Raw genomic sequence first — 12,305 nt, 5'->3', positions numbered from 1 at the left:
AATGGACAACAAAACAATCGCGATCATCGCTGTTGTTGCAGTAGCCCTTATCGCAGTCGCAGGCTGTGCAGTAATGTTCAGCAACGGCGGTGGCGATGACAAGGAGTACGTCTATTACTACGCAAACGGCGGAACTTCCAGTGAGGGAGATATGATCAAGAGCACAAGCACTGTGGTCTTGGGCAACAACCTGTTCACACGCGACGGATACGTATGCACAGGATACAACGATAAGAAGGATGGATCCGGAACCAGCTACGGCCCCAACGCAAATGTCATGCTCGGAACCAAGCTGTACGCACAATGGGAATCTGCCGATCAACCTAAGCTGATCGTTCAGTCAGCCAATACCTTTACCAAGATACTCCATTTCAATCTGGAGCCGTCAGGAACCAACATCGATAAGGCTTGGGAGTACAATCTGAATTCTGATAACAAGATTCGTGTCTCGCCTGCAGGAGGCACTGCAACTGTTGGTGTCAAAGACAATACAATTACGATGGATATTGGAGATAATTACCTTTACATTATCACATTATTCACGAAGGATATCTCAATCAGTATTTCTGGTTCTGATGCCATCATAACGTTGAATGACACATCCAAGGATGTAACGTTCAGTTACATGCTTGCTCAGGTTGTCCCCAACTGATAAACCAATTAGGGGCTTTGCCCCTTTTTCATAACGATTCGAAGAATGTTCTGCGGAGGTCCTGAACGAAGGATTCCTCTGTTTTCCTCTCCTCAAACAACGATTTGTCGACCTCTTCGAATGAAAGCCAATCATAGTTTACATCCAACAGCGTGAGTGCATCTGGTCTTGCCACACCGAAGTTTATCTCCTGGAGGTCATCCAAAGCTCTGTGGACGTCATCAAGGTCATGTATTCCCCCGGCTACTGAAGCGATGGCGCCCACTATCCTGCGGATCATATTCCATAGGAAGAAGCGTGCTTCGAATTCCAGGATCATGATGTCCCCGCGCACGTCTATGTCGATCCTTTCCACATTCGCCACCGTAGGCTTGTTATCGGGCTTGCAGAACCTGGCGAAATCGTGCTCTCCCAGGAATATCTCTGCGCATTCCAGTGCGAGGTCTATGTCAAGGCCTTCGGCGGGGAGAATGTATCTGTACACCCTACTAGTTGCGAAGCGTACGTTGAAATCATCGGGTACGTCGCAGACGGATCTGAAGAAGATGTCCCCGCCCACAGCGTTAAGGGCTCTGAGCAGGGTGGAATTGTTGGTGAACATAGAGTTGAAGCTAATCGCGTTGCCGAGTGCGTTCACTCCCCTGTCTGTGCGGCTCGAGAATTTCAGATCGAGTTCTCCAGGTGTCAGCTTGGTCACAAGCATGAGCTTGTTCAGGACTTCCGACTCAACAGTCCTTCCGGTGGGCTGTATCTGCGAACCGTTGAAACCCTCGCCCAGGTAGGCGATCTTGACGACGACCCTCTTCATGCCGAACGGAGTTCCTTCATATGGTCGACCCTCTTCTGGACGAGGGCCCTGGTGCCGATATCGTGACGCATGAAGATGGCATCGCACTTGATGTACTGTACCGCCTTCTCGCAGTTCTGCTCGGCCTCCTCTATGTCCTTTCCGATACCGACTACCCCGATGGACCTGGATGTTCCTGTGACGAGCTTACCGTCCTTCTGGTCCACGTTGGCGTAGTAGATCACTGCACCGGAATTCTTCACTCCTTCCTCGTCAACCGTGATCTCGTGTCCGGATTCGGATTTCACCCCGTATCCCTTGGGTACGATGTACTTGCAGACGGTCGCCTTGTTGAAGAACTTCACATCGTCTCTCAGTGTTCCAGTTGCCATCTGCCAGCATATGTCCTGGAAGCTGGACTCCAAAGCGGTGAGGACGTTCATCGCCTCGGGGTCTCCGAACCTTGCGTTGAACTCGATGATCTTCGGTCCGTTCACGGTGAGCATGAACTGTCCGTAGATGGGTCCGCGGTAGGGGCATCCCTCCTTTGCCATCGCATCGATGACGGATTGGATGATCTCGATGGCAGCCTGCCTTTCGGAAGCCGTTATGAAGGGTAGGAGATGGTCGTTGTCGCTGTAGGAGCCCATTCCTCCGGTGTTCGGCCCTACATCGCCTTCGTAGGCCCTCTTGTGGTCCTGCACGAGGGGCATGGGGACGATCTTTTTACCGTCGACGAATGCCATCTGCGTGAACTCCTCACCGACGGCCTTCTCCTCGAGGATGACACCGGCTCCTCCGATGTTCGCATCGAAGATCTCGTTGATGTATTCCATGGTCTCCTGCATGTTGTGCAGGTGCTCTCCCTGGACCTTGACCCCTTTACCGCCTGTGAGTCCTACGGGTTTGACAACGATCTCGTGGTCGATGGTCTTCAGGTATGCCTCGGCATCCTTTGCGTTGTCGAAGTGGGCGAATCCCAGGTTGCCCTCGATCTTGTACTTGTCCACGAGTTCCCTCATGAATGTCTTGGAGGTCTCTATCCTTGCGGCCGCTTTCGTGGGTGCTGCGCATTTCACGCCGATTGCCTCGAGAGCATCGACGATCCCAACTTCCAACGGTGCCTCCGGTCCGATGTAGGCGAGCTCGACACCGTTCTCCTTGGCGAAAGCACAGACCTTGTCCAGGTCCTTCTCGCTGCAGAGCAGGTGCTTCTTCGATCTCGCGATTATTCCGGGATTCGCATTCTTCATGACAGAGTATATCTCCGCTCCAGATCTGTACAGTGCTTCCACTGCCGCATGTTCCCTTCCGCCTCCGCCTACTGCCAATACCTTCATTCTATCCCTCAGAGATTCAAAGCTGCCAGGATCTCGTCCAGACCCTCGTCCTTCCTGACGCTGCATTTGTAGATGTTCTTCAGCCCGCCCGTGAGCTTGTTGTAGTCGCTTGCGATGACATCGGGGTCCACACCGACCGCATCGCATATGTCCATCTTGTTGAGGATGGCGATGTCCGAATGGAGGAAGATGTCGTGATGCTTCCTGACCATGTCGTCGCCCTCCGTGGTGGAGATGACCACAACTCTGTAATCCGTTCCCAGGGGGAAGTCAGCCGGGCATACGAGGTTGCCCACGTTCTCGATGAAGACCACATCATAGTCGTCCAGATTTATCTCATCCAGAGTGTGCCTGACCAGATGGGCGTCCAGGTGGCATTCCTTCTTGGTGTTGCAGTTGAATGCCTTCAGTCCGGATTTCTCGAACCTAGTGTAGTCATCCACTCCGGTGACGTCTCCCGCTATGGCGCATACGCGGACACCCTTCGCCCTGAGTTTCTCGGCCAATTTGATGATGAGGGCGGTCTTTCCCGCACCTATCGATCCCATGAAATCGACGGATCTGATCTTGTGCTCCTTGAGCTTGCGATAATTTTCGTGGGCCAGTTTGGCGTTCTCTTTCAGAACGTCAATCTCCATTCCGGGCTGGACTATGTGCATGTCTGGTCATATCCCTTGTCTGATAATAAGGGTAACTATTGCGTACGGAAGCTCTCACAGCGCCCCCGCGCACGCAATATATTTTAGACAGTCACGGATATCGTTTCCCGAACAGCATGTACTCAGATTCGCTTTCAAAGCAGCTGGAAGCCCTCGGCGCAGTCGAGGGGTCCAAGTTATCCGTCACCAAGGATGGCAGGAACTCCGTGGGAACACTGATGCCCCACCACGAGTTCAGCGCACCCGACGTACTGATCATCAAGGTCAAGAGCGGATACAACGTCGGTATCAGGATCACACCCGAGACCAAGATCGAAGTCCTTGAGAAGCCCGTGGAGAGGGTCAGGAAGGAGACTCCAGTGGAATTCCAGAAGGGACTCCCCAAGCTTGTGCTCATCGGTACCGGAGGAACTATCGCATCCTATGTGGATTACAGGACCGGAGCGGTTCACCCCGCATTGTCCACATCGGACATGGTCAACGCGGTCCCCGAGATCAGGGAGATCGCCAATGTGGATGCGACCGTTCTCTTCTCCATATTCTCGGAGAACATGGATGTCGACCACTGGCAGCAGCTGGCCGACGAGGTCAAGAAGCAGATCGACAACGGAGCCGACGGTATAATCATCCCCCACGGAACTGATACCATGGGATACACCGCTGCCGCACTGTCGTTCATGCTCGGAGATGTTCCGAAACCGGTCGTATTGGTCGGTGCGCAGAGATCGTCCGACCGTCCCTCCTCAGATGCATCCAGCAATCTGATGGCATGCGCCAGGTTCTGCGTCAAGGGAAAGAAGTCCGGAGTATACGTCATCATGCATGACACCTCCGGAGATGATTCCTTCGCAGTCCACATCGGTACAAGGGTAAGGAAGATGCACACCTCCAGGCGTGATGCATTCCACTCCATCAACGTGCTGCCCGTCGCACACATAGACAAGGACGGGAAGATAGACATGCATATCGAGGGTCACGATGTGACCTCCGGAGAGGTCACGGTGAAGAACGCCATGGAGAAGTCATGCGTTCTGCTCCAGTACTATCCTGGTATGGATCCCGCGCTGTTCGAGGACATCTTCATGAAGTCCAAAGGGATTGTCATAGCCGGTTCCGGATTGGGACACGTGAACTCCAACATGGTCCCTCTTCTGAAGAAGGCATGCGACAACGGAACGGTCATAGTCATGACCTCCCAGTGCCTCAACGGAAGGACGAACCTGAACGTCTACAACACCGGAAGGGACATGCTTTCAGCAGGAGTGATTACGGTTTGGGATATGCTCCCCGAGACCGCCTACGTGAAACTCATGTGGGCTCTGGCCAACACTTCTTCTCCCGAAGAGGCGAAGAAAGTCATGATGACGCCTCTTGCAGGCGAGATGAGCGACAGGAGGACCATCGATGTCTGAGGATTACGAGATGATGTGTGGTATCGAGATCCACCAGCAGCTCGATACAAAGAAGCTGTTCTGCTCATGCGACAGCGTACTCCACGAGGAGGGGACCGGGGCCATCTACAGGAGGCAGAGGCCCACCACATCCGAGATGGGAGAGATCGACAGAGCGGCGCTCATGCAGTTCCAGAAGCACCTGGGTTACAGATACCAGTGCTGTCAGGGATCCTCTTGTCTCGTCGAGTTGGACGAAGAGCCCCCGCACGAGTGCAATCCGGATGCGATGGACATCGCGCTCACATTCTCCGAGATGCTCGGAGCGAACATCATAGATGAGATCCACTACATGAGGAAGATCGTCGTCGACGGATCGGACACATCCGGTTTCCAGAGGACGGCACTGATCGCCACAGACGGTTCCGTCGATGTCGGCGACAGGAAGATTTCGATTCTGTCCGTCTGTCTGGAAGAGGATGCAAGCCGTAAGGTCGAGGCGAACACCAGCGAGGTCCTCTGGAGGACCGATCGTTTGGGAATACCTCTGATCGAGGTCGCAACCGGACCAGACATGAGGACACCTGAAGAGGTCATGGAGGTCGCATTCAGACTCGGTACCCTGCTCAGGGCCACCAGGAGGGTCAAGAGAGGACTGGGAACCATACGTCAGGACCTCAACATCTCAATCCCCGGCGGAGCACGTATCGAGCTCAAGGGAGTCGGAGACTTGAAGCTCATTCCCGATTACGTAAGGAACGAGGTCAACAGGCAGAAGATGCTCATCCGCGTCAGGGATATCCTGAGGGATAGGGGAACGAAGGCCGTTCCCTTCGAACCAGTCGATGTGACCGAGATCTTCAAGACGTGCGAGTCCAAGGTCATCAAGGGCGCACTGGACGACAAGGGAAAGGTCATCGCCGTAAGGCTTCCCGGATTCGCCGGTGTCATGAACGGTGATAACAAGACCCTCAGGCTCGGTTCCGAGATGGCTGGATACGCAAGGACCAAAGGCGTCAAGGGAATCTTCCATTCGGATGAGCTGCCTAACTACGGCATCGAGCAGATGTACGTCGACGAGCTGAGGAACTACCTCGGAATGACCGGGGAGTTCGATGCATTCGTCATCTGCGCAGCGAAGGAGAAGAAGGCCACTGAGGCATTGGAGGTCGCCGTAGGAAGGGCCAACCAGGGTCTTATCGGTGTTCCCGAAGAGACAAGGGACCCGCTTCCAGACGGTACCACCAAGTACTCCAGGCCTCTGCCGGGAGCCGCCAGGATGTATCCCGAGACCGATGTCCCTCCGATCACCATCATGCAGGAGAGGCTGGACAGGATCAAGGCCAACATGCCGGAGTTCCCCGAGCAGATCCAGGAGAGGCTCGTGAAGGACTACGGAATCAACGCCCAGCAGGCAAGGCAGCTTGTCAGGGAGTCCTATGACGAGAGCTTCGAGAAGATCATATCAGGCAACAAGGACCTCGCTACGGTAGCCGCAACGGTGTTCCTCAACATCTACAGCGAGATGGAGCACGACGGAATCGACACTACCGCTCTCACCGATGACGACCTCATCCAAGTGTTCGATATGCTCAAGCAGAACCGCTTCGCGAAGGAGGCTCTGCCCAAATTACTGAGGGAGATGGCCAACGGCACCGATGCCGAGGCAGCAATCAAGAAGCTCGGATTGGAGGCAGTCGACTCTGATGAGGCCAGGAAGATCATCGAGCAGATCGTCAATGAGCGTATCGACTTCGTCAAGGAGAAGGGCATGGCGGCGATCGGTGGACTCATGGGCCCAGTCATGGGTGCACTGAGGGGAAAGATCGACGGAAAGCAGGCCAACCAGCTTCTTTCCGAAGCCATCAAGAAAGTCCTTTGAAACTACAAAGCCTCCGGGTGACCGGAGGCATATTTTTCTGTATTCACCACACATCCCTAGACCTTAGAATGTCGGCTCACAATCTAATATGGCATTATAGCATCATCTCCCAACGATTCTTCGGAGTTGCGAGAATGGTAGTGGGAAATGACAGTATTGATGAAAAGGAAACACTGAGGAATAACAAATTAGACAATGCTTTCAAAGAAGTAATGTCTCTGGCCGATATATTATCGCACACGTTAGGTCCGCTTATTACCGAACTGAATGGTCTTGAACCGGAAGTGATCAAAAGTTATCTTCCGTTGGAGAAGGAAGGGGATAGAATCATTAAGTTGGAGCAGGAATTGCCAACTCCTGACGGCTCAGGGATAAGGCTTGATGTTCTATTTGAATTGAGGATACCTGGAAATCAACCTATAAACATTGAAGTTAATTTGGAGGGACAGGCAAAGAGGAGACTTGGCTACCCTATGGGAAACCGTGCCTTGTACTACACTTCAACTATGATCCATGACCAGAAGGGCAAATACTTCAAGGGTGAGCATTATGAGAAGATGAATAAGGTGTATAGTATCTGGTTGATGCTTTCTCCCGTAAGGATTCTATGAATTCGATAGTCAGGCATCATATGGTAGCAGATACAATTTATGGGAATAACACTTCAAACGACAGCAATTGTAATCTGATGGAAATCATAGAGGTTAACATAGGCGATAGATTTGACTTCAAAGATGGTATGTTGGGCCTGTTAAATATCCTATTTACAAGGAATATCGATGCTTCTGAACGTATCAGACTTCTAGGAGAATACTATAATATTGAGAAATCAGAATATCTAATCAAAGGGGTGACTAAGCTTTCCATGATCATCGATGATACAACATTGGACGAAGAGATAATGTGCGATCGCATGTAGGATTATATGGAAGAGAATGGGCTGTTCACTTCCGATCAGGTACAGCAACAGGTACAGCAACAAGTACAGCAGAAGGTTGAGGATTACTTGAAGACTGTACAAACGCTTGTTGAGAAAGGCTGGACACTCGATGATGCCTTGGCATTAGTACCTGAGGATATCAGAGACAATGTGAGGACGAAGATCTCACAATCCTGATGTGTGTTCTCACCTCGCTATCACTGTACCAGACTGTCCATTGTTGAGGATCACTATGTCATCCAGACCAGTGATTAGTAGAACGAATCATTCACGCTTTTGATTTGATCTGCAATACGGCTAGTTTCTCGAAGAACAGTTTGAGCTCACCCAATGTCGATACTTCATATCTATCCAGGAGGTCCCAGAGAGCCTGGGTGTCCATCAGGGAAGAGATGACGATAACTATCCTGCCGTTTCCCGTCAGGTGCTCCGGCGCTCCTTCAAGGAGGTCGGGGAGGGGACCTAGTCCGTCAGGCCCTCCAGACCAAGACCTTGCCAAGAGGCCGTCCTCATCGACGGGAAGGTAAGGCAGGTTGAATAAGATGGTATCGAACCTGTCTTTGATATCGGAATAGACGTCGGTCTCATGGACATCCAGCGATACGCCGTTCAGTTCAGCGTTCCTCCTTGTCAGCTCCACGGCCTTCGGGTTTATGTCGCCGCAGGTGACATCGCATCCGTTCTTGGCGCAGTGTATGGAGACCACTCCCGAACCGCATCCGATCTCGAGTACCTTCTCCCCTTCCTTCACATCCAACGATTGGATGAAGAGGATGCTGTCGTCCGAAGGCGGATAGACGTCGGGGTCGCTCTCGATGCGTATCTCGGGATCGTATTCCATGATGGTGGATGTACCGCCCGCTTATTGATTCTTGCCCTGATATTCGGGAGACCATATCTTCGCCCAGAGCAGCGTCGATGCGGCCAGCATCACTATGCCGGAGCTGGTGATGTGCACCGTTGAGACCATGATTGGGTCCACAGTTCCCGATATGGCCAAGACCGCACCTGCGACGCTGATGATCATTGCGATTATGACGCTGGCAAATATCGTCTTCACGGAACGTTTGCACAGCCTGTAGACTCCCGGGATCTTCGAGATGTCATCATTCAGCAGCACAATGTCCGATGCCTTCACGGACACATCGTTGCCCATGATCCCCATCGATACTCCGACGGTCGCTCTTCCCAACGACGGAGCGTCGTTCATACCGTCTCCGAGCATGCATGTGCGGCCGGTCCTTTCGAACTCTTCCACGGAACTGAGTTTGGTCTCCGGTTTGCAATCCCAAACGATGAGATCGATCCCCAAGCGATCTGCGGTCTTCTGGGCCACGACCTTGCTGTCCCCTGTGAGCATGACGGTATTGAGTCCCTCTCCCTCCAATTCCTCTACGGTGGAATGTGCGCATTCTTTCAAAGTGTCCTCAAGACTGAAGAATCCGACGCATCTGTCGTCGATACCTATATACACTATGGTGCAGGAAGATTCCTTCGTAGCCGCCATGGCATTCTCTAACCCTATCGGTGATTCGGAAGACATGAGGTCGGCGTTCCCGGCCGCTATGCGGATGCCGTCAACGATTCCCTTCACACCCTTTCCAGGTATGTCCGTGAATTCTTCGACATGTCCGATCTGTTCGTAATCCGCTGAGATGGCCATCCCAAGTGGATGCTCAGAACGGGATTCCAGCGATGCAACGAGTCCTACTATTCTCTCAGAGGACATATCTTCTGAAACGTTTGTGAATCCAAGGGAATGGATGACTCCAGAGGTCAGAGTGCCGGTCTTGTCGAAGAGGATCATGTCCACTTTGTTCATCCCTTCGATCGAAGAAGGTTCCTTCAGAAGAACGTTGTTCTTATCCATGTTCATGGCGGCCGCCATGATTCCGGCAGGGGTAGCCAGGACGAATGCACAGGGACACAGGACCATCATGATGGTCATTCCGCGGCGCAGGTCATCTGTGATCAGGCAGGTACCGACGGTCAGAACGGCTGCAACCACAAGAATGTACTTTGCCCACCTGTCGGCTGCTCCAACTATCCTGTTCTTTCCTGCATCGGCATATTTGAGCAGAGACGACATGTGACCTAGCATGCCGTCCGCATCACATCTGGTGACCTCTACATCGATGGTCCCGTTGAGGTTGCAGGTGCCTGAGAACACTTCATCACCTATACCAGCGTCGACAGGGATGGACTCGCCGGTCATAATCGATTTGTCAACGGAAGTGTCCCCTTGGATGATTATACCATCTAGGGGTATTATCTCACCTGGATAGACGCGGATGTGCTTACCGACTCTGACGTCTTCGAGAGGAAGGTTGTAGATATTGTTCCCGTTTATCACGTGAGCCCTTTGCGTCTTCACCTTACCGAGAGCTTGAATGCTGGATGTGGCATGGTCAGCCACCACGGTCTCCAAAAGGCTTCCGATGGCTATCACTATTGCAATCTCAGCCGCGATTATGTACTCGCCGAGAATGAGTCCTGCTATCAGGGCTGCAGTGGCAAGCATCACTGCCGAGATCTCGCTCCTGCGGATGTCTGAGATGATCTCCTTTATAATGGTGATACTGCACATCAACGTAGCGACGATCGGCAGGAACCATAGATCTGAAAAAATAGCTGCCAGTAATACCAAAACAATGCATATTCCGATTGTTGTCAATGCGATCCATTCGGACTTGAAAGTATCCACTAACGTCAATTTACATTACCGCTATACCATAGGGGGTATAGGGTATAAATACTCTTCAAAATCAGAGCTTTGAGAACTGCCTTATGACTTCGGCGAACTCCTCGATGGTCTTCTCCGCATCACCGTGCTCTATACCATCTTTGACGCAGTGCCTAATGTGACCCTCCAGAACAATCTGGCCAACGCTGTGAATGGCACTCTTTATCGCGTTGATCTGGATCATGATGTCCTCACAGGGAACATCCTCGTCAATCATACGGTCAACTGCAGCCACCTGTCCGCTAATCTTCTTGAGGCGCCTGTGCAGGTTTTCAGAGTCCATACACTCTCTCATGAATCGTGATTAATCGGCACTCTTTATAAAAAGTATCATTCATTGGATGCGTTTGGCTACAACTGCCCCCTGTGCCTTGGGCGCAGATACCAATACTTCATTGGCGATGGCCTCCGCCTTATCCTCCTCGCACTCTATCACGAACTTTCCCGTGACCATTAGCGCTGCACCGATGACTCCCGGCTGTTTCTGGATATGGGCTTCGAGCTTGTCAGCGCATTCCTGACATGTGAGTCCCGATACGAAGAAGACCATCCTCATGCTACCCGTATCGTTTCGGAGTTATTTCAATTCAACATGCTTGTTATATCTCACCCATGCCTATACGACCTTATGATCCAATTGGACATCCTGGCGGTAGGCTATCTCGAGCGCGATCCCGATGGGAAGATACTCAAGGCGGATTCCACATCCGTTCTGGTCCGCACCCCCAAGCACACCATCGTGGTCGACCCCAGCACGAAGTACATGAAGCCGTTCCTGAAGACCTCGTTCAAGCAGATAGGGGTGTTCATCAAGGATGTGGACATAGTCGTTCTGACCCACACCCATGAGGATCACATCGAGAATTTGGACATGTTCCCCAAGGCTAAAGTCTATGTCCACAGCGGCGCCGATAGAGAGATCCCAGGCGCCACGGTGGTGGACAGTGACGTATTCGAACTGTGCGAGGGTGTCAAACTTGTGCACACGCCAGGTCATTGTCCAGAGGAGATGTCTGTGTTCGTGGATGCTGACAGGCATTATGTCATCGCAGGGGATGCTGTCCCGTTGGAAGATAACTTCACAAAGAACATAGCGCCCAAGCTCAACACCGACGAGAAACAGGCATTGGAAAGTATTAAGAAGATAAGGGACTACGCAGATGTGGTCATACCGGGACATGGTTTCCCGTTCATGGCGGACCAGTGATCAAGATGTTGAAGAGAGAGATGCCCGAAACGATCTATTTCGATTGTCCCGACTGCGATGAGGAGACCGAGCACGAGATCCTCAAGGGGAGGATGGGCAAGGCCTCCATAGAGGGCACATTCAGGTGCACGGTATGCAACCGTATCTCCTCGGAGACCATCAAGATTCCCGAGCTCATCGAGGTCCCCGTGGTATTCAGCGACGGAGACGTTTCTGAGACCACCAGGACGACCATCGAGAGCAACGACATCATCCAGGAGGAGGACGAGTTCTTCCTCGACGACGGCAGGAGGGTCTGCGTCACACACATCGACACACTTGACGGGAAACTGAAGAAGAAGACCCTGGCTACCAACGTCAGGAAGCTCTGGGTGAAGCAGTTCGACATCCTCAGCATCAAGGTATCCGTCAACGATGACGACAGGACATACTCCCTCAGGGTGGAGGCAGAGCCCGACGACGAGTTCGTTGTCGGTACACAGCTGTCCTTCGAGGATTTTGACTGTCTGATCCATGCGATCAAGACTAAGCACAGCCTCGTGAAGAAAGGTGTCGCGGAGGCCAGGGACATCACCAGGATCTACGGAAAGATCAGGAAAAAGAGGTACGACGTCCTCGATCTCGAAGAGGATGACGAGGACTACGATGACTTCGTCTTCGAGGAAGATGAGTGACCAAGGCTCATAAATACACGCTGGGACATT

General features: G+C 52.3%; 15 protein-coding genes. 8 read left to right on the top strand and 7 right to left on the bottom strand.

Annotated features, from left to right (window positions below; genetic code table 11):
• Position 1: 1 nt before the first annotated feature.
• The gene (locus tag E7Z62_05965) at positions 2-652 is read left to right on the top strand and encodes a hypothetical protein (GenBank protein MBE6522652.1); all 651 of its coding nucleotides are present in this window, start codon (positions 2-4) and stop codon (positions 650-652) included.
• A gap of 28 nt (positions 653-680) precedes the next feature.
• On the opposite strand, the gene truA is transcribed toward E7Z62_05965, so the two are convergent.
• The 3 genes from truA to hypB are packed head-to-tail and all read right to left on the bottom strand — an operon-like array spanning position 681 to position 3,438.
• Complete coding sequence (gene truA / locus E7Z62_05960; GenBank protein MBE6522651.1) at positions 681-1,460, bottom strand: tRNA pseudouridine(38-40) synthase TruA; 780 nt, start codon at positions 1,458-1,460, stop codon at positions 681-683.
• A complete protein-coding gene (gene purD / locus E7Z62_05955) occupies positions 1,457-2,779 on the bottom strand; it encodes a phosphoribosylamine--glycine ligase (GenBank protein MBE6522650.1) in 1,323 nt (440 codons plus the stop codon). The genes truA and purD overlap by 4 nt, the downstream gene beginning before the upstream one ends.
• A gap of 8 nt (positions 2,780-2,787) precedes the next feature.
• Positions 2,788-3,438, bottom strand: a complete 651-nt coding sequence (gene hypB / locus E7Z62_05950; GenBank protein MBE6522649.1) for a hydrogenase nickel incorporation protein HypB — start codon at positions 3,436-3,438, stop codon at positions 2,788-2,790.
• Positions 3,439-3,554: 116 nt separating this feature from the next.
• Between hypB and gatD the strand changes: the two genes are divergently transcribed.
• From gatD to E7Z62_05925, 5 genes are all read left to right on the top strand, one after another.
• Positions 3,555-4,850, top strand: a complete 1,296-nt coding sequence (gene gatD, locus E7Z62_05945) for a Glu-tRNA(Gln) amidotransferase subunit GatD (GenBank protein ID MBE6522648.1) — start codon at positions 3,555-3,557, stop codon at positions 4,848-4,850.
• Positions 4,843-6,711, top strand: a complete 1,869-nt coding sequence (gatE, locus tag E7Z62_05940; GenBank protein MBE6522647.1) for a Glu-tRNA(Gln) amidotransferase subunit GatE — start codon at positions 4,843-4,845, stop codon at positions 6,709-6,711. The genes gatD and gatE overlap by 8 nt, the downstream gene beginning before the upstream one ends.
• A 134-nt stretch (positions 6,712-6,845) precedes the next feature.
• Positions 6,846-7,322, top strand: coding sequence for a hypothetical protein (locus E7Z62_05935; GenBank protein ID MBE6522646.1), 477 nt, complete (start codon positions 6,846-6,848; stop codon positions 7,320-7,322).
• A gap of 20 nt (positions 7,323-7,342) precedes the next feature.
• A complete protein-coding gene (locus E7Z62_05930; GenBank protein ID MBE6522645.1) occupies positions 7,343-7,630 on the top strand; it encodes a hypothetical protein in 288 nt (95 codons plus the stop codon).
• Between the two features lie 6 nt (positions 7,631-7,636).
• The gene (locus E7Z62_05925) at positions 7,637-7,828 is read left to right on the top strand and encodes a hypothetical protein (GenBank protein ID MBE6522644.1); all 192 of its coding nucleotides are present in this window, start codon (positions 7,637-7,639) and stop codon (positions 7,826-7,828) included.
• Between the two features lie 91 nt (positions 7,829-7,919).
• Here E7Z62_05925 and E7Z62_05920 read toward each other — a convergent pair whose 3' ends face one another.
• The 4 genes from E7Z62_05920 to E7Z62_05905 form a co-directional block, all read right to left on the bottom strand.
• Positions 7,920-8,492 (bottom strand): methyltransferase domain-containing protein, encoded by a 573-nt coding sequence (locus tag E7Z62_05920; protein MBE6522643.1) that lies wholly within the window; start codon positions 8,490-8,492, stop codon positions 7,920-7,922.
• A 21-nt stretch (positions 8,493-8,513) separates the two neighbouring features.
• Complete coding sequence (locus E7Z62_05915) at positions 8,514-10,355, bottom strand: cation-translocating P-type ATPase (protein MBE6522642.1); 1,842 nt, start codon at positions 10,353-10,355, stop codon at positions 8,514-8,516.
• Between the two features lie 61 nt (positions 10,356-10,416).
• A complete protein-coding gene (locus tag E7Z62_05910; GenBank protein ID MBE6522641.1) occupies positions 10,417-10,689 on the bottom strand; it encodes a metal-sensing transcriptional repressor in 273 nt (90 codons plus the stop codon).
• 39 nt (positions 10,690-10,728) lie between these two features.
• Positions 10,729-10,950, bottom strand: coding sequence for a hypothetical protein (locus E7Z62_05905; protein MBE6522640.1), 222 nt, complete (start codon positions 10,948-10,950; stop codon positions 10,729-10,731).
• Positions 10,951-11,022: 72 nt separating this feature from the next.
• Here E7Z62_05905 and E7Z62_05900 point away from each other — a divergent pair, with 72 nt between their 5' ends.
• Together E7Z62_05900 and E7Z62_05895 are read left to right on the top strand one after the other, a co-directional pair.
• Positions 11,023-11,601 carry an MBL fold metallo-hydrolase gene (locus tag E7Z62_05900; protein MBE6522639.1) on the top strand — a complete coding sequence of 193 codons (579 nt, stop codon included), beginning with the start codon at positions 11,023-11,025 and terminating at the stop codon, positions 11,599-11,601.
• Entirely contained in the window at positions 11,601-12,275 is a 675-nt protein-coding gene (locus tag E7Z62_05895) for a hypothetical protein (protein ID MBE6522638.1), read from the top strand. Before E7Z62_05900 ends, E7Z62_05895 begins: the two co-directional genes overlap by 1 nt.
• The last annotated feature ends 30 nt before the right edge of the window (positions 12,276-12,305 follow it).

The organism is Thermoplasmata archaeon, from assembly GCA_015063285.1.
In the GTDB taxonomy this organism is placed as follows: domain Archaea; phylum Thermoplasmatota; class Thermoplasmata; order Methanomassiliicoccales; family Methanomethylophilaceae; genus Methanoprimaticola.
Note: the sequence above shows the minus strand (reverse complement) of the source record. Positions and strands in the feature narration are given on the sequence as shown.